The following is a 24,288-nucleotide window of genomic DNA, read 5'->3' as shown; positions in this document are numbered from 1 at the left end:
GGAAATCTGAGAGCTTCGCCCCTTCGTCCCCCGGAATTCGGCCGCTGCCGTGTTCCAGCGTCCCAGTCTGTGAATGAGCCATGCAGGTCTGCACGCCTTTCAGGACTTTTCGTCCAGCTCCCGGCGGAGATCGTCGACCAGTCGCTTTCTGCTGCTACGGTCATACTCGGCCGGCGAAAACGGCATCGACGCACGCGCATAATCGTCGATCAATGCCAGCAGCGCCTGCCTGTCGACACGCGCGTCGAGAGGCGTGTGGGTGTCACTGGCGAGTGCGACCAGTTGTTCCTGGAGTAGCTCCTTTGTTGCGATGCCGGCGCCGGTGGACGGATCTGCGATACACAGACCGAAGGTCCCGTTGAAGAAGTGCGGGAGCAGCAGTTGCGCCTTGTCGTGCGCAGCGTTGGCATCCCCAAGCACGCCTGCCATGTAGCCCTCGAGCTCCTGCAGCAGAACGTCGACCACAGCCGCCCGTTCACTGCCCGGTGGTGCATGATCGGCGATGCGTGTCCAGCGTGCGCAATCGGTACGGAAGTACTCTCCCACAAGGTCTTCGCTGATGGGAATGGAGCCGAACACTGCAGATCGGATGGTGCCTTCCTCGCAGGTGTAGGTGGGCTGCGGCACCGCGCCCACTGCAATCAGGCGACTGAGTCTTTCTTCTGACACATTGCAGAATGCGGCGAACGCATCCTTTGGCAGGAAATGAGCTTGAAGGTAGGCTGTCAATGCCATCTCGAACAATTACTCCCAAGTGGGGGATGAAGAGGCGTGTGCCGGAGCGTCTTCGCCCAAGCCAGGCGTTTGAAGACCTCCCGAGCACCGGTCCTCACGCGTCAGAGGCCTCGGAAATGGGGTCACACTACGGACACCCTTCCGCATCGGGAGTATCCGCACGGGCTCGACTGATCTCAATGTCGCTCTGCAGGACGTCCCGTCATGCCAAAGGCTGCTGGGTTCGTACGATCGTCAGTGGGTCGATCATTTGATGCTCATCACGACATTCCCTAGCCCCTGATTCGCCCCTCAGCTGCGCACGTGAGCACATTCACTCGCCAGAGATCGGCGACCCTCCGGCGGATCTGAACCGTTTCGCATTTCGCGCCGCGCGCTGCCCAGGCATGGCCCGGAGCGAGCGATCAACTCCCGTACAGCGCCTTGCGCGGTGCGCCGGTCAACTCAGCAGCCAGCTTGGCAGCGGTCGACGGCGGCAGGTGCTCGCTCAGCTTCGCGTAGACACGGCGACCATGCGCCAGCTGCGCTTCCTCGTCGTCACCAGCACCCTGCACCATCACCACGAACTCCCCCTTGCGCTGGTTGTCGTCCGCCTCGACCTGGGCCAGCAGCCCCGCCAGGTCACCGTCGAGCACGGTCTCGAACAGCTTGGTCAGCTCGCGGGCCAGCACCGCCGGGCGCTCGCCGCCGAAGATCGCCGCCATGTCGGCCAGCGACTCGGCGATACGGTGCGAGGATTCGTAGAACACCATCGTGCGCACTTCGCCGGCCAGCGCCTGCAGGCGGTCGCGGCGGCCGCTGGCCTTGGCCGGCAGGAAACCCTCGAAGCTGAAACGGTCGCTGGGCAGGCCGGCCACGCTCAGCGCGGCGATGGCGGCGCAGGCACCGGGCACCGGGCTGACCTTGATACCCGCCGCGCGCGCGGCACGCACCAAGCGGAAACCGGGGTCGCTGACCAGCGGGGTACCGGCATCGCTGACCAGCGCCAGCGACTCGCCGGCCTGCAATCGCGAAACCAGGCGCTGCGCCAGGGCCTCTTCATTGTGTTCGTGCAGGGCCACCAGCGGTTGCTGGATGCCGAAATGGGACAGCAGCTGGCCGCTGCGGCGGGTGTCCTCGGCACAGATGGCCGCCACCGAACGCAGCACCTCCTGCGCGCGCGGGCTCAGATCGGCCAGGTTGCCGATCGGGGTTGCGACGACGTACAGGGTTGGAACACTCATTTCAGCGGTACTCACGGGGCAAGGGTAGAATCGTAGCGTGTACCCGGCCAAGGCCGCTGCCCTCATCGCATGGACCCGATCATGAACAAGCCCGCCGCACGGATCTCCGCCCTGTCGTTGTCGCTGATGCTGCTGGCCGGCTGTGCCACCACCAGCCTGACCAGCGCGCCCGAATCGCCGGCCCAGAGCCAGGCGCTGGCGCTGATCGAACAAGGCAAACCGCGCGACGCCGCCCTGCAGCTGGAAGCGCTGGCCGCAACCCTGAAAGGTGGCGCCCGCAGCAACGCCCTGGCCGATGCCGCCTGGGCCTGGCACCTGGCCGGCGACAGTGCCCGCGCGCGCAGCCTGCTTGGCCAGCTCACCGCCCGCCAGCTGTCCGGCGCCAGCCTGCAGCGCTACCAGCTGACCGGCGCCGAGCTGGCACTGGCCGACAAGCAGCCGGCGCAGGCCCTGGCCCTGCTGAAGGAACAGGGCGACAACGTCTTCCCCGCGCTGCGCACGCGCTGGCACGTAGCCCGCGCCAACGCGCTGCAGGGCACCGGCGATGCCTTCGGTGCCGCCACCGAGCGCGCCCGCGCCCACGCCAGCCTGACCGGCAGCGCGCGCAGCGAGAACCAGGCCGCCATCGCCGGTCTGCTCGGTACGCTTGACGATGCCACCCTGCGCAGCCGTGCCGCTGCCCTGCCGGCCAACGACCCGCTGTACAACTTCGCCGGCCGCGCACTGATCGCGCGCGGCCTGCCGCTGCCGCGCCCGTTCGACCGCGATGGCGCCGCCCAGTTCGACACCAGCAAGCGCCCGCCGGCGATGAGCGACGGTTACCGCCCGCCGGCCAAGCTGGCCGTGCTGCTGCCGCTCAGCGGCCGCCTGGCCACCGCCGCGCAGCCGGTGCGTGATGGCCTGCTGGCCGCGTACTACGGCGAGACCCGCCGCCGCCCGGACATCAACTTCATCGACACCGCCGGTACCCCGGCCGGTGCGCTGGCCGCCTATGACAAGGCCGTCGCCTCCGGCGCCGACTTCGTGGTCGGCCCGCTGGGCCGCGACGAAGTGGATGCGGTCTATGGCCGCCAGCAGCTGCAGGTGCCGGTGCTGGCCCTGAACCGTGGCAAGGACGCGCCGCCGGCCGGCAGCGCCGGCTTCTCGCTGGCACCGGAAGACGACGGCATCGTCGCTGCCGAATATCTGCGCGGCCGCGAGCGCGGCAAGGCGTTGGTGATCAACAGCGCCGACGATACCGGCCGCCGTGCCGCCGCCGCCTTCGCCCAGCGCTTCGCCCAGCGTGGTGGCCAGGTGGTGGCTACCGTCGGCGTCAGCGACGCGGTTGGCGATGTCGGTGCGCAGGTGCGCAATGCCGGCCAGGTCGATGCCGTGTTCCTCGCCGTGCGCGCGCCGCAGGCCCGCCTGCTGGCGCCGCAGCTGGCGCTGGCCGGTGCCGGTGGCGCCACCCGCGTTGGCACTTCGCAGCTAACCGTCGGCAGCGGCAAGGTGGAAGAAGACGTGGCGCTGGACGGCATCGTCTACCCGAACGAAGCCTGGAACGTGCGCAGCGTGTCCGGCCTGCCCTCGGCCAGCCAGGTCGCCAGCACCCTGCCCAGCGCACGCGGTGCGGCCGGCCGCCTGTTCGCCTTCGGCGCCGATGCCTGGAAGATCACCGCCTACCTGGACAAGCTGTCCAACGAAGGCGGCCTGGACGGTGCCACCGGCACCCTGTTCCTGGACAGCAATGGCAACATCCTGCGCCAGCCGGCCTGGTCGACCTTCAATGGCGGCCGGCCGATGCCGATCGTCGGTGGTCGCTGAGCGCAGCCAACGTGGCTCGGCGGTGGAAGCCGCCGCCGAGCAGCATCTGCAACAGGCCGGACTGCGGCCGCGTGCGCGCAACGTGCGTTATCGCGGCGGTGAACTGGACCTGGTGATGGACGATGCCGGCACCGTGGTGTTCGTGGAAGTGCGCTATCGCGCGCGATCCGATTTCGGTGGCGGCGCGGCCTCGGTGGATGTGCGCAAGTGTCGGCGCCTGGCACATGCCGCATTGTTGTACCTGCAGGACAATCCCGCGCTGGCCGATGCGCCGTGCCGTTTCGATGTGGTGGAAGCCACCGGCGAGCCGCCGCAGCTGCACTGGCTGCGCGATGCGTTCCGATTGGATGACTCCTGATGGCTACTCTTTGCCGGCCAGCGGCCGGCACTACCCGTCGGACCTGCAGCCGGCCCACGGCCGGCACTACCATGGTACGTGACTGATGCCTTCGATCATCACCCATGCCGCTGTGCCGTTGGCGCTGTGGTGCGCCGCGGATCGTGGCCGCATTCCTGCGTGGTTGCTCGCTGCGGGTGTGGTCGCGGCGATGCTGCCCGATGCCGATGTACTGGCCTTTGCCCTGCACATTCCCTATGCCGATGCGTTCGGCCATCGCGGTGCCAGCCATTCGTTGTTGTTTGCCGGGGTGTTGGCGGTGCTGGCCGCGGTGTGGGCGTTCTTTGGTAGTCGCCGGCCTTGGTCGGCGGATGTGTGCCAACCAAGGTTGGCATCTACCGTACAAGCCGCTGTATTCGTCTTCGTCTGCGCCGCCAGCCATCCGCTGCTGGATGCGATGACCTCCGGCGGCCTCGGCGTCGCGCTGGCTTGGCCGTGGAGTGAACACCGCTTCTTCGCGCCGTGGCGCCCCATCCGCGTGTCACCGTTCGCGCCCCAGTTCTTCAGCGCGCGCGGCATCGCCACCCTGCTCTCTGAACTGCGCTGGGTGTGGCTGCCGCTGGCCGGCGCCGTTGTTGCATGGAAACTGATCCAACCCGCCCCTGCTGTCCCGCGAGATCCATCATGAGTACTGTCCTGCCCGCCGCGTTGGTTGCCGAACTGTCCGCCCTGCTGGGTGCCGATGGCTGGCGCATGGATGACAACGCGCTGGAGGCGAACGCACAGGACAACTCGTGGCGCCACCAGCGCCCTGCCGCCGTCGCGCTGCCCGCCAGCATCGAACAGGTGCAGGCGCTGGTGCGTGCCTGCCGTGCGCATGGCGTGGCACTGGTCGCGCGCGGCGCGGGCACCGGCACCACCGGCGCGGCCGTGCCGTTGCCGGGCAGCATCGTGCTGTCGTTCACCCGCATGGACCGCATCGTGGCGATCCGCGCCGGTGATCGCTGCGCCGTGGTGCAGCCGGGCGTGCTCAATGGAACCCTGCAGCAGGCGCTGGCCCCGCATGGCCTGTTCTGGGCGCCGGACCCGTCCAGCGCGGAGATCTGCAGCGTGGGTGGCAACCTGGCCTGCAATGCCGGTGGCCCACGCGCGGTGAAGTACGGCACCAGCCGCGACAACGTGCTGGGTCTAGTGGCGGTGACCGGCACCGGCGAGGTGATCCGCTGCGGTGGTGCCTACACCAAGGATTCCACCGGCTACGACCTCACCCACCTGCTGGTGGGCAGCGAAGGCACGCTGGCGCTGATCGTGGAAGCCACCCTCAAGCTCACCCCGCTGCCGGTCAGCCAGGCCGGACTGCGCGTGCTGTACCGCGACGCCGATGCGGCCGCCGCCGCAGTGTCACGCCTGATGTCGCAGCCGGTGGTACCCACGCGCCTGGAATTCATGGACGCGCGCAGCCTTGAGCTGCTGCGTCTCAACGGTGCGGACGTGCCGGAGGCCGGTGCGATGCTGCTGGTGGAAGCCGATGGTGACCACGACACCCTGCCCTATCTGCTGCAGGCACTGGCCAGCGCCGCTGAAGGCGACGGCATGATCGAACTGGACGTGGCGATGGAAGGCCGTGCACGCGACCAGCTGTGGGCCGCGCGCAAGGCACTGTCGCCGGCACTGCGCACCGTCGCGCCCGGCAAGATCAATGAAGACGTGGTGGTGCCGGTGTCGCGCATTCCAGAGCTTGTGGCTGGCGTGCAGGCATTGGCGCGTGACTACAGACTCACCATCGTCACCTTCGGCCATGCCGGCAACGGCAACCTGCACGTCAACATCCTCTACCATCCGGAGGATGCCGACGAAAACGCGCGCGCGCATGCCGCGCTGCCGAAGATCTTCGAGCTGACCCTGGCACTGGGCGGCACGCTGTCGGGCGAGCACGGCATCGGCCTGGCCAAGCGCGATTTCATGGCGCAGGCCTTCACCCCGGCTACCTTGGTGACGATGCGTGCGATCAAGGCCGCGCTGGACCCGGATGGGATTCTCAACCCGGGCAAGGTGCTGCCGCCGGCATAGATCGCGCGCACTGCTGTAGAGCCGAGCCATGCTCGGCTCACCGCGCGCAGCGCGGACTTCCCGCCTGCGGAACGAAGAGCAGCCGAGCGTGGGCTCGGCTCTACAAGAGCTTGTCGCCTGCAATATCGCTCAGGGTCTGCCGGAAACTGGGCAGCAGCACGCGATTACCGTGCCCACTCAGATGATCGTTGTCGAAGAACAACGGTCCGCCCTCTTCCACGGCCGAACAGGTCTGCGGCCCACACAGCAGCGGCAGTGGATCCCACACCGTCAGCGATGGATAGCGCGCTGCCAGTTCGGACAGCAACGCCATCTGCGGCGCTCGCAGCCTGTCCAGGTCGGCGCGCCGCATGCTCAGGCCCCCGGCACAAGCCGGGTTGCGGCGGTTGAACCAGTCCGAACAGCGGTACGCACCGGCCTTGAACAACGGCAGTGGTGCATCCAAAACCACATGCACGCCCAGCTTCTGCAGACGTCCAAGAACACGATCAGCCTCATCACGCGCGGCCTGCGCATTGGTCGGGGTGCGCTCGGCAAGCAGTTGACGATAGATTTCCTGTGCATCCTGCCGCTGCCAGTCGAATCCACGCAGCTCCGGCATGCGCAATGCCGCCAGCAGCACGAAGTCACCGGGGCGCGCCTCGCGCTCGATGGTCGACAGCGCGTGCTCGATGAATGCCTGGCAGTCGGACGGGCTGGCCCGCAGCAGATTGACGAAGCTGCAGCCGCCACGATCATCCTGACGCACCTCCATGCCGGTCTGGCGCGCCACCATGCTGGTCATCGTGCGATAGGCCGCCGCATGCGAATCCCCCACCACGAACAGCCGCCGCCCTTCGAGCGCCGGCGCGCTCACCGGCTCCAGCGGACGCCATGCCGGGTAGCGCCGCGCCTGCCATGCATAGCCGTCACGGGTAACGCTCAGCGAGACCTGCTCGTGGTACTCCACGGTGGCCCAGGCACCCGCGCCACACAGCGCCACCACCGGCAACGCCATCGCCAGCACCTTGGCCGGTGCCAGCCGCAGCAGGGGTGCTGCACGGCGCAGCGGACGTTCGATGAAGTGGTAGGACGCAGCGGATACCGCCAACAGCAGCACCGGGTACAGCCACAGTGCCGCTCCCTGCAGACCGTAGGTCCAGCGCAGCAGCACCAGCAACGGCCAATGCCACAGGTACAGCGAATAGGACAAGCGCCCCAGGTAGGCGAGCAGTGCGCAGCCCAGCGCGCGGGCGATGCGCGATGTCCCAGGCGTCGACACGCTTGCCAACAGCAGCAGGGTACCGGCCACGGTGGCCAGCACGCCTGGAACCGGCATCGCCAACTGCGGTGCGATCAGCGCACCTGCGGCCAGCAGCGCCAGGCCGGCCGCTGCAACCGTGTCACCGTTCGGGCCCGGCGTACGCGTACGCATCCACTGGTACAGCAGCGCGCCTGCGGCCAGCTCCCAGAACCGCGCCGGCAGCAGATAGAACGCTGCCGCCGGTGCCGATTGCGCCTGCCAACCTGCCCACACCAGCGACAGCGCGGTGAGCACCGGCAACAGCCAACGCGACCACGGCCAGCGCTCACGCCCGCGCAGCCAGACGAAGAACAGCAGCGGGAAGACCAGGTAGAACTGCTCCTCCACACCCAGCGTCCACGTGTGCAGGAACGGGTTGAGTTCGGCGCCAGGTGAGAAATAGTCGTCCTGCTGCCCAGCCAGCACGATGTTGCTGAAGCCGACCAGCGCGGCCCAGCCGGTCTGGTCGAACTGCTCGTTGCGCCACGCGCGGGGAATGAACAGCGCCGACAGCACGAAGGTGGCCATCAGCATTACCAGCAGCGCCGGCAACAGGCGCAGCACGCGTCGACGGTAGAAGTCGAGCAGCAGTGCGCCGAGTGATGCGTTGGTGCGTGACGCCAACGACTGGCTGATCACGAAGCCGGACACCACGAAGAACAGGTCCACGCCGGTGAAGCCACCGGGCAACCATGCCGCATTGGTGTGGAACAGGATGACGGCCAGCACCGCCAATGCGCGCAGGCCGTCAATGGCCGCATTGTGGGAACGTTCGGGAGGGGACATGCGGGTGACCAGCAGCGAGCGATCCGGGAGCATCGCCACCGTTTGCGCAGTCATTCAATGGACGATCGCGACAGGGCGGGTGTGTGTTTAGGTTCGATGCAGCCTGTGGGCCACTGCAGGGCAGAGCCCTGCTCGGCTGCCCTTCGTCCAGATCGCGTTGAGCCGAGCATGGGCTCAGCTCTACAGCAGCAGCGGGGTCGGATCCCATTACCTGGGCAATGGGCTCTGACCCCGCTGCACGCCCGATTACCAGGCCTTGCGCAGGCCCAGCTGGCCGCCCACGTTGCGGTAACCGTGGTCGCCGCGCTGCACGGTCAGGCCACCCCACGCACCCCAGCGCTGGCCCAGCTTCAGCTCGGCACCGGCCTGCACCTCGTAACGGTTGCGTGGCACGTCCGCGCCCAGCATGTCACCGTTGAACTGCAACGTGCTGGTGCCGCTGCCACGCAGCCAGTTCACGCCCAGGTACGGCTGCAGGGCATTGTCGGCCGCAGTGCCATGGCCAAACACACGCACGCCCAGGCGCCCGCTCAGGCCACCGGCGTCGGCATGGTCGATCACCGTGCCGTTGCTCTCCACGTGGCGATCAGCGCGGAAATCGACATGGCTCAGCTGCAGCTGCGGCTGCACATACAGTGCGCTGGCGCTGCCCTGCCACACGTTGAAGGTGTAGCCGGCCTCCAGCGACGCACTGGCCATGCGCGAATCGTAGTGCTCCGGCGCCAGGCCGATGCCCTGCACCCGGTTATCGAAGCGGCCGTACTGCAGGTTCGCATCCATGTACGCGCCCTGCGTGCCGTCAGCCGCCTGCAACCAGGTGCCGTACACACCCACCGCGCTGCCACGCACCCGCCCCTTGGCGCTGTAGCCGGTCAGATCGGACACTGCACTGCTGTCAGCACGCCCCGTGCCCAACATCACGCCGAACGCTGCATTGCCTCGGCGAACCAGGTCACTGCCGATCTGCAGCACCGAGGTGTTGCCGTCGATCGACAGCTGACCGCCGACCGCGCTGAAGTCCGCCTGCTGCCGGCCCACGCGCGCCCACGCGGCACGGCCTTCATCCAGCGAGACGGCCCCGATGCGGTCGTTCATACGATGGGAAAACATGTTGATAGCTGCCGATTGGTTTGCCAGATAGGCACCGGCTTCCGGGCGCAGTACCGGCGGAGGCAGAATCGGATTGATTGGATCCACCGGATCGACGGGATCCGTCGGGTCGATCGGATCCGGGCCCGGATCGACCACGCATCCCGGCGCAGCCGGGTTGTCCTTGCAGACATCGAACCACTGAGAACGCAGGTACCAGTTGCCATCGGTAGGATCCGCCAGGCCGCCCTGGAACAGGAAGTACTCGTACGATCCGCCCACCGCGCGGCCGCTCAGTGCGTAGCTCGCCAGTGATGCGCCGTCGATCTCGATCAGTTGGATGCCATCCTTTGTCTGCGCACCCACCCCACCGATGTTCTTCACCGCGATCAGCGCATCGCCGGAGGTATCGCCGCGCACGTGCAGGCGATCCATCGCGCTGTCATCGCCGGCCAGCGCGCCCTGGAACAGGAACGTGGCCCCTTCGCTGTGCAGGTCGCCGTCCACGGTGAGCGTATTGAAGCGACCACTGCCGTCAGACAGTGCCACGCCACTGTTGAGCACCTGAAGCTCGCCTACCGTGGCATCACCGCTCAGTGTCCACTGGCTGCCGCTCTCGATCGCCATCGTCTGCACCAGGTCAGAACTGCCCTGCCACAGCGACCCATCCGCCAGCCGCACATGCACATCCGACTGTGGTGGCAGGCCCGCATCCTCATCCTCCGGGGTGATGACGATGTCGCCCACCATCTGCGAGCCTCCGCCCAGTGCAACATCGAAACGTCCGGCCACTGCGGCATCCAGTGCCAGCGCGATGCCGTTGCCGCCCGATACCAACGTGCCATTGGACAGAGTCAGGCCTGCATCGCGGCTGCTACGCAGCCACACACCGCCATGCTGGGCACTCACCAGCGAACCGCCGTCGATGCGCATCCGCCCGTTGTCATTGATCACCGCTGCCCACGCGCGCTCGTCTTCGGTGCGGACATGGGTGTTGTTCAGCGTCATTTCGCCGACACCCCCGGACAGCACGCCGTGGGCGCCATCTCCGGTGGTCAGCACGACACTGTCCACCAGATGGATGCTGCCCCCCTTCCGTGCAACAGCCCCGATGGCGTTGTCGCCGGTCGTGCTGAGCAAGGTTTCACCGGCATCGATGCGAGGGCGCACCGGACCACTGGCCTCCGCGTACAGCGCGTGGCTGGACACGCCGGTGGTATGGACCTGCGCGCCCTCCAGCGTCACCGCGCCGCCGCGATTGTCGATGCCAACCCGATTGGCACCTTCGCTGCGGACAACACTGTGCAGGAGATCCAGCACGGCCGAGTCATGGACTGCAATCGTGGCCGCTCCTCCGTCACCCAGCAGCTCGGATCCCTGCACATGTGCAGTCGTCCCCAGCCCTGATATCTGCAACACCCCGTTCGCCGCACGCACGCGACTGCCCACCAGTTCCAGCCGCGCTCCGCCGCTGGCGCTGATGCCGTAATCACCACGAACGTCCACCGATTCCAGCCGCATGCTCCCGCCACGGGCAACCACAGCCGTGCTCCCTGCTGCAGCCGCGACAACGGAACCACCCAGCATCGCGACGTCACCGCCACCTGCCAACCCGGTGCCCAGTCCCTGCATCGTGATGTGCACATTGCGCAGCTCACCGGTACTGCCTGCGTGGATGGCGACGCCAAATCCCGTCGCCCCTTCATGGCTAACGTGTGCGTCCTGCAGATGCAGGGCGGCACCCGAATTGGCCAATGCGACGTAGGTGCCTGCGCTGCGGTTGACCAGCGTACTGCCTGCGATCCGTGCCGTGCTGCCCGCACCACTGGCAAGCACCGCATTGGCATTGCTTCCTTCCGTGGTGACGGTACCGCCACTCAGCTCCACAGTACCGCCGCCACCGACCGTCACACCGTGCGAACCGTTGCCGCGGGTAAGAACGTCTGCATGGCCAACGCTGGCAGTAGCACCTGCAACGCTCAGGCCGTGGCTGGCTGAACCCTGTGTCTCGATGCTGACCTTGGCGATCTGGATCGCACCGTCAGTGCCTGAAATGGACGCGCCTGCTGCATTGTCGCCACGGGTGGTGATGGTGGCATCGGCAACGTACAGGCTGCTGCCAGTGCCTTCCACGCGGATGCCAGCAGCCGCATTTCCCTCGGTGGCCAGCACCACCGCGTCATTGGCAGTGATGCGGCCGCCATTGAGAACATGGAAGGCGTGCTCGTCGCCAGCGGTGGTGGAATAGCTGCCGCCAGCGGGGGTTTCACTGGTGCCATCGGCCACTACCTGCTGAGCCTCGGCGCCGGGTGAGACGCACAGCGCACCCGCCAGGGCGATCGCGAGGGGATGATGGGAAGGGAAAGCAAAGCGCATGCGAGGTCTCCTTGAGGGAGGCCACATGCTCCCGGCACCGCCAACGCCTCGCCATCGAATCCATTGCAACTGCGCCCGCGTCCCGATGACGGAGGACACGCATCCACCGCCGGTTCCTTAACGGCGTCCCTCAGGGAGCGGGCAGCCAGGAACGCTTTGCAACTAATTGCATGGGAACACCTCTACCCAGAACGGACACTTGAGGCCATTCCAGACACACGCATTCGTAATCAGCCCCATTCCACGCCTGCCAGGGACGCGACCATGAACCCTCATTCCACTTGCTCCCCATCGCTATGCCCGCTGGCCCGCAGTCTGCTGCTGGCGCTTTCCGCGCTGTCGACGGGCACCGCCCTGGCAGGCGATCTCGATGGCCAGACGGCCCACGTTCGTGCAGGTGATCCGGTGGAAGCGTGGACACTGAAGAATGGCTCCAAGCTGGTCGGCCAGAACGCGGTGATGCATCAGATTTCCGCCGCTGACACCTCCGGAATCGACCTGCTCGGTGGTGCCGTCGGCGTTGCTGCCGGCAGCGGTGTGACGGCGGCGGTCGCGCTGACGGACGCGGCACGGCTGAGCACACGCGCAACGCATTTCAAGGGTGGCGGCATTGCGCTGCAGGGGGCAGCCAGTGCGCAGCTCGCGCAGGCCTCGATCGTCATCGATGCCAGCCACCTGACCGCAGCGACAGACCGCTCCATCGGCGTCGATCTTGCCAGCGGAGCCACAGGTGCCGGTACCGATGCGCCCTCCGCCGTCATCGAGACGATGTACATCCTCGTAGAAGATGTGCCCGGCGGCACGGATGCCAGCAGTGGCCTGGGGGTGCGCTTGATGCTTGGCAACATGGACATCCTTGATGGGTCGTCCATCGAGGCGGCCAACGTTGGGGCGATGCTGTGGGGGGCTGATGGCACGACCACCCCTATCCGCCTGCGCATCGACGACTCTGAAATCCGTGCGCGGCGGGGTGCGGCCATCCGTGTGCTGCCGCAGTTCGCCAATACCTACGACATCACCGTATCCAACGGTTCCACCCTGGCCGGCGGTGATGGGAACCTCCTGCTGGTGGCCAGCCAGGGCGCGGCCAGCAGCGCCCGCACCGACGTCAACTTCACCATTGATGATTCGCGCGTGGCCGGCAATATCACGCTCGATCCCTCCACCGTCACCAACGGCACGTTGAACGTGATCCTGCGCAACAGGGCTCGGCTATATGGCCGCTTCGTCAACGTCACCTCGGCCGACATCGACAGTGGCAGTACGTGGTCGATGACCGGCGACAGCAATGTGGGCCATTTCATGCTGGGCGGCACTGGCACCGTGGCGCTGGGCAATGGCAGCACGTTCAACGACCTCACCGTGGACACCTTCGACGGCGCCGGCGGCACCCTGCTGTTCAACACCCAGTTGGGTGACGATAGCTCGGCCACCGACAGACTGATCATCAAGGGCGATGCCAACGGCCAGGCCAACGTGCGTGTGCTCAATGCCGGTGGTGCGGGCGCGAAGACCGACAAGGGCATCGAACTGATCCGCGTGGGCGGTGCGTCCAATGCGCAGTTCGACCTGCAGGGCCGTGCGGTGGGCGGACAGTACGAGTACTTCCTGTTCAAGGACGCGACCGATGGCGGCTGGTACCTGCGTTCGGAGGTTCCCGTCGGTCCAGATCCGTGTGATACCGACCCCACACTGCCGCAGTGCCAACCGGTTGATCCCATTGATCCGGTTGATCCCGTGGATCCGATTGATCCAATCGACCCGGGCACTCCCATCCCGGTGCTGCGCCCGGAAGCCGGCGCGTACCTGGCCAACCAGTTTGCGATGGACCAGATGTTGCGCCACGGCTGGCGCGACCGCCAGGGCGGCAACACCTCCGCCGTTGATGGCGTGCGTGGCTGGGCACGTGTGGATGCAACCCAGAGCAAGCTGTCGGCGGTGGAAGAGCAGCTGGGCCTGCGCGTGGACCGCTCGCGCCTGCAGCTGGGTGCGGACATCGGCGTGTTCGACAACGGCCAGGGCCGCGTGGGCGTGATGGGTGCGCTGGCCAAGTCCGATGCCACCTCGCGTTCGCAGCTGACCGGCTACAGCGCACGTGGCAAGGTCAACGGCGGTGCGCTGGGCGTGTACGGCAACTGGAGCAACGATGCGCTGTATGTGGATGCCAACGTGCAGCGCGGCCAGTTCCGCAACCGCGTGCAGGGCGAAGGCCTGGGCGAAGAGCGCTACGACTCAGATATCTGGCAGAGCTCGCTGGAAGCCGGTTACCGCATCGGCATCGGCCAGATCGGCAATACCGTGCTGAGCCTGCAGCCGGAACTGCAGCTGGTCTACACCGATGCCAGCATCGACCGCCACACCGAAGCCAACGGCACCGTGGTGCGCAGCCTGGGCGACAGCGGCCTGTCCGGCCGCATGGGACTGCGCCTGCAGGGCGAAGGCCGCAGTGCCGCCGGGGCATCGGTCAGCCCGTATGTGGTGGCCAACTGGTACCGCGACGGCGCCAGCAACGGCATGGCGTTTGATGATGAAGCACTGAAGGCCAGCGTGCCGCGCAACCGCTACGAGTTGAATGCCGGCGCGCGCGTGGATTTCCGTTCCGGGCTGAGAGCCTGTGGTGGATTTGGTGTGATGCGTGGTGACCAAGGGTATCGCGAAGCGACGGCCAATCTGAGTCTGGGGTACAGGTGGTGACGCACCGGTGCGGCGCATCGCGCTGAAGGACGAATTGCACGCGGAACTTAACCGCTGCTGGCCATGGGCCACCAGCAAAGCACGCTTTGCAACTAATTGAATGGGAACACCTCTCCCCGGACCGGACACTTTTAGCCCATTCCAGACACGTGCATTCGCAAACGACTGCCCGCCTCACATTTTCTTCACAAGTCGCAGGCGTATACGTCACCCCGCTGAACAGGGGTTTCCGGTTGTCGTGCAGTGTCTCGCCCGTTTCTCTCTGCAAAGGACAAGACCATGAACCTTCATTCCACCCGCCCCCTGTTGCTTCGCCCCTTGGCCCGGGGCCTGCTGCTGGCGCTCGCCTCGCTGTCGGCAGGTGCCGCACTGGCGGGCGATCTGGACGGTCAGAACGCCGAGGTCGTCGCAGGTGATCCGGTGGAATCCTGGACACTGAAGAATGGCTCGACGCTGATCGGTCGCGATGCGGCGATGAACGAGATCTCCGCCGAGGATACGTCGACCATCACACTCGAGGGCGGCACCGTGACGTCGATGAGCAGGTCTGGTGCAGCGACGCTCGCGGGCAACGCCACGTTGACGGCGGTCGGCACTCATTTTCGCGGTGGTGGCATTGGGCTGAATGGCGGCGACACTGTGGCTCGCCTGACGGGAGGCTCCATCATCGTGGCCGCTGCCGATCTAACGCCCCAGAGCCTGGCCGTCGGTGTCGACCTGCGCAGCGCGGCCAGCGGCTCAGGGAACCGCAACCCCCTTGCCGTGCTTGATGCCATGCAGATCCGCGTAGAGGACAATCCTGGCACGGCTGCGCCCTACAACAGCGGCCTGGGCGTTCGCCTGCAGTTCGGCACGATGGATATCCTCAACGGCTCCCATGTGACCGGTGCCAACGTGGGCGCGATGCTGTGGGGCGAGCTCAATCCGGCCGGTGCGGTGACGCTCAACGTTGACGATTCCACGCTGGTGTCCCAGCGCGGTGCGGCCATCCAGGTCATGCCGCTGGAAGACAACGACTACAACATCACGATCCGCAACAACGCCAAGCTGTCGGGCGCCGATGGCAACCTGCTGCTGGTCAGGAGTGAATTCGGCCCTGTCGCTGCGCGCACCGACGTCAACTTCACCGTTGATGATTCCCGGCTGGCCGGCAACGTCAACTTCGATACCGCCACCACGCTCGGGACACTGAACGTGGCGCTTCGCAACAAGGCGCAGATCGACGGCCGGTTCATCAACGTCACTTCGGCCAGCATCGACAGCGACAGCACCTGGCTGATGACCGGCGACAGCAATGTCGGCCACCTGGCGCTGGGTAGCACCGGCACGGTGGCACTCGGCAATGGCGGCACGTTCAATACGCTCACCGTGGATTCCTTCGACGGCGCCGGCGGCACCCTGCTGTTCAACACCCAGCTGGGTGACGACAGCTCGGCCACCGACAAGCTGATCATCAAGGGCGATGCCAACGGCCAGGCCAACGTGCGTGTGCTCAATGCCGGTGGTGCCGGCGCAAAGACCGACAAGGGCATCGAGCTGATCCGCGTGGGCGGTGCGTCCAATGCGCAGTTCGACCTGCAGGGCCGTGCGGTGGGCGGGCAGTACGAGTACTTCCTGTTCAAGGACGCGACCAACGGCGGCTGGTACCTGCGCTCGGAGCTGGCCGGCACGCCGGACCCGTGCGTGGTGGATCCCACACTGCCGGAGTGCACGCCGGTCGATCCGGTGGACCCGGTCGATCCGGTTGACCCCACGCCAGTGCTGCGCCCGGAAGCCGGCGCCTACCTGGCCAACCAGTTCGCGATGGACCAGATGCTGCGCCACGGCTGGCGCGACCGCCAGGGCGGCAACACCTCCGCCGTTGATGGCGTGCGTGGCTGGGCACGTGTGGATGCAACCCAGAGCAAGCTGTCGGCGGTGGAAGAGCAGCTGGACCTGCGCGTGGACCGCTCGCGCCTGCAGCTGGGTGCGGACATCGGCGTGTTCGACAACGGCCAGGGCCGCGTGGGCGTGATGGGTACGCTGGCCAAGTCCGACGCCACCTCGCGTTCGCAGCTGACCGGCTACAGCGCACGTGGCAAGGTCAACGGTGGCGCGCTGGGCGTGTACGGCAACTGGAGCAACGATGCGCTGTATGTGGATGCCAACGTGCAGCGCGGCCAGTTCCGCAACCGCGTGCAGGGCGAAGGCCTGGCCGAGGAACGCTACGACTCGGACATCTGGCAGTCGTCGCTGGAAGCTGGCTACCGCTTCGGTATCGGCCAGATCGGCAGCACCGCGCTGAGCCTGCAGCCGGAACTGCAGCTGGTCTACACCGACGCCAATACTGACCGCCACGAGGAAACCAACGGCACCGTGGTGCGCAGCCTGGGCGACAGCGGCCTGTCCGGCCGCGCGGGCCTGCGCCTGCAGGGCGAAGGCCGCAGTGCCGCCGGGGCGTCGGTCAGCCCATATGTGGTGGCCAACTGGTACCGCGACGGCGCCAGCAACGGCATGGCGTTTGATGATGAAGCACTGAAGGCCAGCGTGCCGCGCAACCGCTACGAATTGAATGCCGGCGCGCGCGTGGACTTCCGTTCCGGGCTGAGTGCGTGGGGTGGCTTCGGCGTGATGCGCGGTGACCATGGGTATCGCGAAGCGACGGCCAATCTGAGCATGTCGTACCGCTGGTAATGGAGAAACATGCACGGCGCCGGATGATTCCGGCGCCGTTCTTGTATTTCGTCACCGGACTTGGATTGAAAGGCCCTCAGGCCATCTCCTGCCGACGGGTAGCCACACTTTCCTCAGTGATCACACGACGTCAACGTTTCGCCTGAAGCGCCCCCCCCCTACGCGTGAGAGAGGCCATGACTCATAGCCCGCCTCTGGGGATGCCCACGATTCAACCGCGACAACAACCCACTGTCGCTTCTGACCTTGAGCGCCGCACGTCTCCGCTCATAGACTCGCGGCCCACTGGATCCCCGAGCGCGGAGTCGTGCATCGCAGCACTTCTTGGCCCATCTAACCACGCCAGGCTTCAGTCATCTTCCCTAGCCACTGGTACCTCACATGAAATGCGCGACCAGCCTCTTCCTGCTTCTATCCATTGGCCTTCTTACGGCATGCGATGCCCGCCCGCATACGCGCGGCTACGTTTATCCAAATGACCGCTATCTGGAGGAAAACGTAGCGACGTGGAACAGCACGGTCGGCACGGTGAACACGTGGAACGACGGCCCATGGGCGGAAGAGTTCTATGAAGCAATCGATAACGGGGATGATCTCTCCAAGTTTCGCTTTCGACTTCAGAATGCACACAAGGACGCCATTGAGAGGCGAACCGCTGCAGAACGCATGACACATCGCTCCGAGGCAGCGGATCTGCACCAGCATCTACTCACATCACTGCAGAGTGTCGAAGACATGTTCTCGATCATGGTGACCATGGCAGAGCTGCCAGAAGGCTACACCACCGAGCAATCCACATCGATTCTGGCTCGCTTGGAACCCGCCATCGAGCGCATGGATACAAACCTTCAGAAGCTGAGTGACGCCCAAGACGCCTTTGCCAAGTCAGAGAAGATCCAGCTCACGACAAGCGATCCCACCCGTCGCTAGGACCGATTCACCAATCGGCCCGACGGCGTTGAAGACGGGTCAATATGCAACTTGTTGTATCGCATGCTCAATACAGGGTCGATACGCTCGGCGACCGGCCCATCATCCATCTTCAATATGATCAGTCTTGCACTACGCCCCTTTCGTCTTTTCGCCTGTTTCAAAGGGCGATCATCACGACGCGAGTTCTGGTTCTTCTTTCTTCTTCAGGTCATGGTTAGCCTGTCGATCATCGGCATCGCCGCATACAGCTCCCGCCGATTTCCGCCTGGCACCCTGGGAGAAGGCATGCGATTGAACGATCTGCTTGCATACGTTTGGTTTGGCTACATCGTGTTCAGCCTCGTCCCGTTCTACGCGCTTGTCGCGCGCAGATTTCGGGATCTCGGACAATCTGGGTGGATGTGCCTTACGTTAATGATCCCTGCAGTCGGGCCCGCCTTTGTACTGCTTCAAATGCTTCGCCCTGGTCAGGAGGGCGATAACCTTTATGGACCAGCGCCACGCTAGATCCGTTTTCGTATTTTGTAGAGCCGGGTACACGCTCGGCTGCACGTGACGAGCCGAGCATAGGCTCGGTTCTACAGGTGATGTCGCGGTCTGCACGCATTGACGGCTTTCGCCGCGTCGTCGCAAACATTCGTATTTTTTCTACTTTCCAACTTTTCTCATTGGCAGTATTGGCGCTGCGTGCAAATGATGGACCGCCACCGACAACGGGTGGCACGGGCTTCCAATCCCGTTTGGTAAATGTTGTTTACGCTTGCCTGCCGGCGTCGCCCTTTCCTTGTTGGGTGGCGTCAGCAGGCAATCTGTCCGTGCATCTATGGCGGACGGTGCGTGGGGGCCTCGTGCCCGCCGGCGTTTGACAACGTTAGCCACCGGTATTGGAACCATGCACCGTCCGCCACCCTCGCTGTTAAGCGGGGTGGCTCCTTCGTCACATGCACAAGGAAGCCGCCATGACTGCCACACACTACCCGTTCCTGTTCGCCACCCTCGGCGAGGCCGCCAACGTGCTTCCCGAAGCCGTCGCGCGCGCGTTGGAGACCACGCTGAGCGCCACGCACGGCAACACTGTGCCGGCCAGCACCTCGTTATTGGCGTGCCTGCAGCGCATCCGCCAAGTGGATGCCGCCGACGGCCAGCCCTGGCCAGAGAAGGGCCGCACATCCGGACAGCGCATGGCCATGGCCCGCGCCAACCGCGCCAATACCGGGCTGACGTTGCTATTGGAACTGCTGCACGCGACCGAACGCGTGCGCGTGGATGGCGATGAAGATCAGCAGGTGGGTGACGACGTGCGCGAAGGGCTGCTGCTGGCCTGCCGCGGGTTGGCCGAGTATGTGGATGTGCAGTTGCACGCGACTTGAGCAGCGCGCGTTCTGAACTGCGGAAGAGCGCTCAGTTCCGTATTGCACGGTTCGCGATTACAACAAATCTGATGGCCGACCTATCGCGCTGGCGCGGATAGTTCGCACTTCTTCTCAGGGAGTGTACCGATGCACAAGATGATGGTTCCGCTGAAGCGCTATACGCAGTTCAGTGGACGCGCCAGCCGCAGCGAGTACTGGTGGTTCCAGTTGTTCATGATGATGTTCACCATTCCGTTGAACGTGCTGGGCTTCATCGCCGGGTACACCAACTCCACATCGCTGGCGCTGGTTTCGTCCGGGCTGATGTTGGTGGTTTGGCTGGCGCTGGCGCTGCCACTGATCGCGGTGACCATTCGCCGGCTGCACGATACCGATCGTTCGGGCTGGTGGTTGTTGCTTGGGCTCGTGCCGATTGCCGGCCTGGCCGTGCTGGTGTTCATGCTGCTGCCCAGCACGCCGGGCGACAACCGGTTTGGTAAGCCCGTTCCGCACGTTTAAGGGGGGCGCCGGGCAATGCCCTGCGTTCCCGTTCGCCACGGCCCCGCCTTGTTAGGTGTCGACCTTGGTCGATACGGAGAAACGCCAACCAAGGTTGGCATCTACCACAGCAGCGCGGTAGCGCCGGGCCATGCCCGGCGTCTTCGCTCAGGCGAAGTGCTGGTAACCGCCGTCGGCGGCTTCGCCATCCACGTGCACGCCCTGCCCTTCGGCAATGCGGCCGATGCGGGTGAGCGGCACGTCCAGCGATTCGGCCAGGTAGTGCAGGGCGTCGCGCTGATCGGCGGCGGCGGTGAAACACAGCTCGTAGTCATCGCCACCGCGCAATGCGCAGTCACGCGCACCGTCGCGGCCGAGCAGATCGCGCAGCGCGTGCGAGATCGGCAGCGAATCGGCATCGACGTGTGCGGCCAGGTTGCTGCGCGTGGTGATGTGGCCCAGATCGGCCAGCAGGCCATCGGAGACATCCACCGCTGCATGCGCGAAGGCACGCAGGCGCAGGCCGAGGGTGACTCGCGGCGTCGGCCGCAGCAGGCGCAGGCGCAGGCGTTCGTAGTCGGCCAGCAGGGTCGCGGTGGCCACGTTCAGCGCACCCTGCTGCCACAGGCGCAGCGCGCCGGCGGCATCACCCAGCGTGCCGCTCACCCATATGTCATCGCCCACCTGTGCGCGGTCGCGGCGCAGCGCCTGGCCACGCCCGACCTGGCCCATCGCAGTCACCGACAGCGACAGCGGACCGCGCGTGGTGTCGCCGCCGATCAGCGCGATGTCGTGCTGGTCGGCCAGGGCAAAGAAGCCATCGGCGAAGGCCTCGATCCAGTCTTCAGACGCTTCCGGCAGCGACAACGCCAGCGTGCACCACGCCGGCCGCGCGCCCATCGCGGCCAGGTCCGACAGGTTGACCGCCAGGGTCTTCCAGCCGATGTCGAAGGCCGGGGTTTCCACCGGGAAGTGCACGCCGCTGTTGAGCGTGTCGGCGGTGACCACCAGTTGTTCGTTGGCGCGCGGCTGCAGCAGCGCGGCGTCGTCACCGATGCCGAGCAGGATGTCGTCGCGCTCGAGGGTACGGGCGCGGATGCGGTCGATGAGGGCGAATTCGGCCAGGGACATGGGGCGTTCCCGCTGTTGTTCGTGCCGCGCATCGCGCGGTGGGCGGTAGTGCCGGCCGCTGGCCGGCAACCTCAGGATCCCTGCAGCTGCCGGCCAGCGGCCGGCACTACCACAGGCGGGTCAGTGACCCGATTCGACCTTGCGCCATTCCACGGCGGCACGATCCAGCACGCCGTTGACGTAGGTGTGGCCATGTTCGGAACCGAAACGCTTGGCCGATTCGATGGCTTCGTTGATCACCACGCGGTACGGCACGTCCAGGCGGTAGCGCAGCTCGTAGGCGGCCAGGCGCAGCACGGCGCGTTCGATCGCGTCCACTTCTTCGATGCCACGGTCCAAGTACGGGCCGAGCGCTTCGTCGATGTCGCGACGGTTGTCGAGCACCCCGTGCAGCAGCGCCTCGAAGTAGGCCAGGTCGGCAATTTCGCGGGCCTGCTCGTGGGCGAACTGGGCGATCAGCGACTGTGCGTTGCCGCCGGAGATCTGCCAGGCGTAGATGGCCTGCACGGCACGACGGCGGGCGCGCGAGCGCAGCACCGGATCGACGCCATCGCGACGGACGGGTTTACCGGAGGGCTTGCCCTGGGTGTTCTTGTTCATGGCAGCTGCTCCAGAAGATTGACCATTTCCAATGCGGCGAGTGCGACTTCCTCGCCCTTGTTGCCGTGGCTGCCGCCTGCGCGGGCCTCGGCGTCTTCAACGCGTTCCACCGCCAGCACGCCGTTCAGCACCGGCACGCCGAAATCCAGCTGCACGCGCATCAGGCCCTCGGCGCAGCGGTCGGCCACGTGTTCGTAATGACGGGTATCGCCACGGATCACGCAACCCAGGGTGAGGATGGCTGCGTGTTCGTGGGCGGCGGCCAGGCGCGCGGCCACCAGCGGCAGCTCCCAGGCACCCGGCACGCGGATCACGTCGATGTTGGCTTCGGTGATGCCGTTGCCGGCCAGGCTCTGGCGGGCGCCAGCGACCAGCGTGTCGGTGATGCGGGCATTCCAGCGGCTGGCCAGGATGGCGAAGCGCGCCGATTCGGGAGTGCGAAGATCGCCTTCGAAGTGGCTCATATGCGGCTTGGGGACTCGATAAGGGGGTAATTCTAGCGTGGATGGGCCCCGGCCGTGGCTGGCGGAGGCCCAGGGCTGTGCCGACCGACGGTCGGCACCCACCCGAGGTAGGGCATGGTCGGCACCCACCGGTAGTGCCGGCCGCTGGCCGGCAATCCCAGGGAATGCGGTTGCCGGCCAGCGGCCGGCACTACCCATTACAGAGTGACCGTCTCCACCACTTCCAGGCCGTACCCGGCCAGGCCGATCTGGCGGCGCGGGGTGCCCAGCACGCGCAGCTTGCCCAGGCCCAGGTCCGACAGGATCTGGGCGCCGGCACCATTGCGGCGCCACTGGCTCACGTCCTTGTCCTTGCCCGGCACCACCGGCGCCGGCTGCTGGCGCAGGCGGGCCAGCAGGGCTTCACCGTCGCGCGGGGCCTGCAGCACCACCATCACGCCCGCGCCCTCGGCGTCGATCGCGCGCAGGGCGTCGGTGGCGGCCACGCCGAAATCATCCCGGCGCCAATGCAGCAGGTCGGCCAGCGGGTTTTCCACCTGCACGCGCACCAGGGTCGGGGTGTCCGCATCCGGGGTGCCGCGGACCAGGGCGAAATGCAGGTCGTGGGCGATGCGGTCGCGGTAGGTCACCAGCTTGAACGGGCCGAACTCGGTGTCGATCTCGCGCTCATCCACGCGCTCGACGGTCTTTTCGGTGGCCAGGCGGTAGGCGATCAGGTCGGCGATGGAGCCCATCTTCAGGCCGTGCTCGCGGGCGAACACTTCCAGCTCCGGGCGGCGCGCCATGCTGCCATCCGGGTTCAGGATCTCCACCAGCACGCCGGCCGGCTCCAGCCCAGCCAGCATGGCCATGTCCACCGCGGCTTCGGTGTGGCCGGCGCGGGTCAGCACGCCGCCCGGCTGGGCAATCAGCGGGAAGATGTGGCCCGGCTGGTGCAGGTCCGACGGCTTGGCGTTGGGCTTCACCGCGGTACGGATGGTATGGGCGCGGTCGTGTGCCGAAATGCCGGTGGTGACGCCCTCGGCGGCCTCGATGCTGACCGTGAAGTTGGTCTGGAACTGCGCGGTATTGGCCTGCACCATCGGCGCCAGGCCCAGATCGGCGGCGCGGGTACGGTTCAGCGGCAGGCACACCAGGCCACGCCCGTGGGTGACCATGAAGTTGATGTCGCTGGCCTTGACCAGCTCGGCGGCCATGATCAGGTCGCCTTCGTTCTCGCGGTCCTCGTCATCGACGATGACCACCATGCGGCCCAGGCGGATGTCTTCCAGGATTTCCGGAATAGGGGCGAAATTCATGCTGCATCTCCTTGCGGGTGCTGACCGTTGGCCGGCACGCTGATCAGGCGCTCGACATAGCGGGCGACCAGATCGATTTCAAGATTGACCGCGCTGCCCACACCAGCGGCGGAGAACGCGGTGTTGGCCACGGTATGCGGGATGAGGGCGACTTCGAAGCCTTCATCGTCCACTTCGTTGACGGTCAGGCTGACCCCATCCACGCAGATCGAGCCCTTCTTGGCGATGTAGCGGCGCAGCGAGGCCGGCGCGGCGAAGCGCCAGCGCTGGGCACGCGCGTCTTCGTGGACGGACAGCACCTGGCCGAGACCATCGACGTGGCCGCTGACCAGATGGCCGCCGAGACGATCGGTCGGGCGCATGGCGCGTTCGAGGTTGATGACCGCACCCTCGCCGAGCTGGCCCAGCGTGGTCAGGCCCAGGGTCTCGGTGGAGGCATCGGCCTGGAAGCTGCTGGCGTCGAATGCGATGACGGTGAGGCAGACGCCGTTGATGGCAATGCTCTCGCCCATCTGCACGTTGTCGAACGGCAGATTCCCGACATTGAAGGTGAAGCGGACATCGCCGCCGATGGATTCGCGTGCGGCCAGATGGCCGACGCCTTCGATGATTCCAGTAAACAAGAAACGTTCTCCGCGAAAAGTGAGCGAAAAACGCCGCAAGGCAAACAGGCGGGCGCAGGGCCGCGAAGGCCCTGTGGCACCGTCTTCTTTCATCCGGACTATGACCGTCGGCTCCGGCATTGGACCGGATCTGCTGACCCCCGGCCGTGGGCCGGAGCGCTCGCGGGCTCGTGCTTGCGCACCTACCGCCGGTGGGGAGTTGCACCCCGCCCTGAAGACGTTTGTGTACCGGCGAACCGGCGTGGCCAGTGTACCAGCCCGGGCTGAACGGGGCTGGATGCCACAGCTGTGACGGCCGTCGCTCGCAATTTGTAAAACTTT

The 24,288-nt window shown here is 66.2% G+C and carries 19 protein-coding genes and 1 riboswitch; of the genes, 10 read left to right on the top strand and 9 right to left on the bottom strand.

Annotation, left to right across the window (positions count from 1 at the left end):
- Positions 1–99: 99 nt before the first annotated feature.
- Positions 100–735 carry a DUF6058 family natural product biosynthesis protein gene (locus AC5P7R_RS11305; RefSeq protein WP_157803430.1) on the bottom strand — a complete coding sequence of 212 codons (636 nt, stop codon included), beginning with the start codon at positions 733–735 and terminating at the stop codon, positions 100–102.
- Between the two features lie 404 nt (positions 736–1,139).
- Positions 1,140–1,958 carry a 16S rRNA (cytidine(1402)-2'-O)-methyltransferase gene (rsmI, locus tag AC5P7R_RS11300; RefSeq protein WP_065178763.1) on the bottom strand — a complete coding sequence of 273 codons (819 nt, stop codon included), beginning with the start codon at positions 1,956–1,958 and terminating at the stop codon, positions 1,140–1,142.
- 81 nt (positions 1,959–2,039) lie between these two features.
- Here rsmI and AC5P7R_RS11295 point away from each other — a divergent pair, with 81 nt between their 5' ends.
- The 4 genes from AC5P7R_RS11295 (at position 2,040) to AC5P7R_RS11280 (ending at position 6,168) form a co-directional block, all read left to right on the top strand.
- Entirely contained in the window at positions 2,040–3,761 is a 1,722-nt protein-coding gene (locus tag AC5P7R_RS11295; protein ID WP_019661062.1) for a penicillin-binding protein activator, read from the top strand.
- Positions 3,751–4,119 carry a YraN family protein gene (locus AC5P7R_RS11290; RefSeq protein ID WP_031270824.1) on the top strand — a complete coding sequence of 123 codons (369 nt, stop codon included), beginning with the start codon at positions 3,751–3,753 and terminating at the stop codon, positions 4,117–4,119. The genes AC5P7R_RS11295 and AC5P7R_RS11290 overlap by 11 nt, the downstream gene beginning before the upstream one ends.
- An 85-nt stretch (positions 4,120–4,204) precedes the next feature.
- The gene (locus AC5P7R_RS11285; RefSeq protein WP_021204563.1) at positions 4,205–4,786 is read left to right on the top strand and encodes a metal-dependent hydrolase; all 582 of its coding nucleotides are present in this window, start codon (positions 4,205–4,207) and stop codon (positions 4,784–4,786) included.
- The gene (locus tag AC5P7R_RS11280; RefSeq protein ID WP_478436206.1) at positions 4,783–6,168 is read left to right on the top strand and encodes an FAD-binding oxidoreductase; all 1,386 of its coding nucleotides are present in this window, start codon (positions 4,783–4,785) and stop codon (positions 6,166–6,168) included. The genes AC5P7R_RS11285 and AC5P7R_RS11280 overlap by 4 nt, the downstream gene beginning before the upstream one ends.
- A 100-nt stretch (positions 6,169–6,268) precedes the next feature.
- Here the strand turns inward: AC5P7R_RS11280 and AC5P7R_RS11275 are convergent, their stop codons facing one another.
- Together AC5P7R_RS11275 and AC5P7R_RS11270 are read right to left on the bottom strand one after the other, a co-directional pair.
- On the bottom strand, positions 6,269–8,290 hold the full coding sequence (locus AC5P7R_RS11275; protein ID WP_495213856.1) for an acyltransferase family protein: 2,022 nt from the start codon (positions 8,288–8,290) through the stop codon (positions 6,269–6,271).
- A 192-nt stretch (positions 8,291–8,482) separates the two neighbouring features.
- Positions 8,483–11,701, bottom strand: coding sequence for an autotransporter family protein (locus AC5P7R_RS11270; protein ID WP_478436204.1), 3,219 nt, complete (start codon positions 11,699–11,701; stop codon positions 8,483–8,485).
- A gap of 264 nt (positions 11,702–11,965) precedes the next feature.
- On the opposite strand from AC5P7R_RS11270, the gene AC5P7R_RS11265 reads away from it, so the two are divergent.
- The 6 genes from AC5P7R_RS11265 to AC5P7R_RS11240 all read left to right on the top strand — a co-directional run bounded on the left by AC5P7R_RS11265 (position 11,966) and on the right by AC5P7R_RS11240 (position 19,872).
- A complete protein-coding gene (locus tag AC5P7R_RS11265) occupies positions 11,966–14,395 on the top strand; it encodes an autotransporter family protein (RefSeq protein WP_478436203.1) in 2,430 nt (809 codons plus the stop codon).
- Between the two features lie 279 nt (positions 14,396–14,674).
- The gene (locus tag AC5P7R_RS11260) at positions 14,675–17,068 is read left to right on the top strand and encodes an autotransporter family protein (RefSeq protein ID WP_329761515.1); all 2,394 of its coding nucleotides are present in this window, start codon (positions 14,675–14,677) and stop codon (positions 17,066–17,068) included.
- Between the two features lie 381 nt (positions 17,069–17,449).
- Entirely contained in the window at positions 17,450–17,998 is a 549-nt protein-coding gene (locus tag AC5P7R_RS11255) for a hypothetical protein (RefSeq protein WP_109815038.1), read from the top strand.
- Positions 17,999–18,061: 63 nt separating this feature from the next.
- Positions 18,062–18,508, top strand: coding sequence for a DUF805 domain-containing protein (locus AC5P7R_RS11250; protein ID WP_109815039.1), 447 nt, complete (start codon positions 18,062–18,064; stop codon positions 18,506–18,508).
- Positions 18,509–18,960: 452 nt separating this feature from the next.
- A complete protein-coding gene (locus AC5P7R_RS11245) occupies positions 18,961–19,371 on the top strand; it encodes a hypothetical protein (RefSeq protein ID WP_109815040.1) in 411 nt (136 codons plus the stop codon).
- A 129-nt stretch (positions 19,372–19,500) separates the two neighbouring features.
- A complete protein-coding gene (locus AC5P7R_RS11240; protein WP_021204583.1) occupies positions 19,501–19,872 on the top strand; it encodes a DUF805 domain-containing protein in 372 nt (123 codons plus the stop codon).
- Positions 19,873–20,019: 147 nt separating this feature from the next.
- Here AC5P7R_RS11240 and thiL read toward each other — a convergent pair whose 3' ends face one another.
- From thiL to AC5P7R_RS11215, 5 genes are all read right to left on the bottom strand, one after another.
- Complete coding sequence (gene thiL, locus AC5P7R_RS11235) at positions 20,020–20,982, bottom strand: thiamine-phosphate kinase (protein WP_109815041.1); 963 nt, start codon at positions 20,980–20,982, stop codon at positions 20,020–20,022.
- Positions 20,983–21,102: 120 nt separating this feature from the next.
- A complete protein-coding gene (gene nusB, locus AC5P7R_RS11230) occupies positions 21,103–21,582 on the bottom strand; it encodes a transcription antitermination factor NusB (RefSeq protein ID WP_005408062.1) in 480 nt (159 codons plus the stop codon).
- Positions 21,579–22,046 carry a 6,7-dimethyl-8-ribityllumazine synthase gene (gene ribH / locus AC5P7R_RS11225; protein ID WP_005408061.1) on the bottom strand — a complete coding sequence of 156 codons (468 nt, stop codon included), beginning with the start codon at positions 22,044–22,046 and terminating at the stop codon, positions 21,579–21,581. The genes nusB and ribH overlap by 4 nt, the downstream gene beginning before the upstream one ends.
- 197 nt (positions 22,047–22,243) lie before the next feature.
- Positions 22,244–23,344, bottom strand: coding sequence for a 3,4-dihydroxy-2-butanone-4-phosphate synthase (ribB, locus tag AC5P7R_RS11220; protein ID WP_478436202.1), 1,101 nt, complete (start codon positions 23,342–23,344; stop codon positions 22,244–22,246).
- Positions 23,341–23,967, bottom strand: a complete 627-nt coding sequence (locus AC5P7R_RS11215) for a riboflavin synthase (RefSeq protein WP_109815043.1) — start codon at positions 23,965–23,967, stop codon at positions 23,341–23,343. Before AC5P7R_RS11215 ends, ribB begins: the two co-directional genes overlap by 4 nt.
- Before the next feature lie 77 nt (positions 23,968–24,044).
- Positions 24,045–24,190, bottom strand: a riboswitch (FMN riboswitch).
- Positions 24,191–24,288: the final 98 nt, after the last annotated feature.

This window comes from Stenotrophomonas sp. YJH_SMC_27 (genome assembly GCF_059369815.1).
The sequence above is the reverse complement of the archived record's forward strand: the minus strand, read 5'-3'. Positions and strand labels throughout refer to the sequence as shown.

Coding starts and splice junctions, on each gene's coding strand:
- AC5P7R_RS11305 (WP_157803430.1), bottom strand. CDS start 735: ATGGCATTGACAGCCTACCTTCAAGCTCATTTCCTGCCAAAGGATGCG.
- rsmI (WP_065178763.1), bottom strand. CDS start 1,958: ATGAGTGTTCCAACCCTGTACGTCGTCGCAACCCCGATCGGCAACCTG.
- AC5P7R_RS11295 (WP_019661062.1), top strand. CDS start 2,040: ATGAACAAGCCCGCCGCACGGATCTCCGCCCTGTCGTTGTCGCTGATG.
- AC5P7R_RS11285 (WP_021204563.1), top strand. CDS start 4,205: ATGCCTTCGATCATCACCCATGCCGCTGTGCCGTTGGCGCTGTGGTGC.
- AC5P7R_RS11280 (WP_478436206.1), top strand. CDS start 4,783: ATGAGTACTGTCCTGCCCGCCGCGTTGGTTGCCGAACTGTCCGCCCTG.
- AC5P7R_RS11275 (WP_495213856.1), bottom strand. CDS start 8,290: ATGACTGCGCAAACGGTGGCGATGCTCCCGGATCGCTCGCTGCTGGTC.
- AC5P7R_RS11270 (WP_478436204.1), bottom strand. CDS start 11,701: ATGCGCTTTGCTTTCCCTTCCCATCATCCCCTCGCGATCGCCCTGGCG.
- AC5P7R_RS11265 (WP_478436203.1), top strand. CDS start 11,966: ATGAACCCTCATTCCACTTGCTCCCCATCGCTATGCCCGCTGGCCCGC.
- AC5P7R_RS11260 (WP_329761515.1), top strand. CDS start 14,675: ATGAACCTTCATTCCACCCGCCCCCTGTTGCTTCGCCCCTTGGCCCGG.
- AC5P7R_RS11255 (WP_109815038.1), top strand. CDS start 17,450: ATGAAATGCGCGACCAGCCTCTTCCTGCTTCTATCCATTGGCCTTCTT.
- AC5P7R_RS11250 (WP_109815039.1), top strand. CDS start 18,062: ATGCTCAATACAGGGTCGATACGCTCGGCGACCGGCCCATCATCCATC.
- AC5P7R_RS11245 (WP_109815040.1), top strand. CDS start 18,961: ATGACTGCCACACACTACCCGTTCCTGTTCGCCACCCTCGGCGAGGCC.
- AC5P7R_RS11240 (WP_021204583.1), top strand. CDS start 19,501: ATGCACAAGATGATGGTTCCGCTGAAGCGCTATACGCAGTTCAGTGGA.
- thiL (WP_109815041.1), bottom strand. CDS start 20,982: ATGTCCCTGGCCGAATTCGCCCTCATCGACCGCATCCGCGCCCGTACC.
- nusB (WP_005408062.1), bottom strand. CDS start 21,582: ATGAACAAGAACACCCAGGGCAAGCCCTCCGGTAAACCCGTCCGTCGC.
- ribH (WP_005408061.1), bottom strand. CDS start 22,046: ATGAGCCACTTCGAAGGCGATCTTCGCACTCCCGAATCGGCGCGCTTC.
- ribB (WP_478436202.1), bottom strand. CDS start 23,344: ATGAATTTCGCCCCTATTCCGGAAATCCTGGAAGACATCCGCCTGGGC.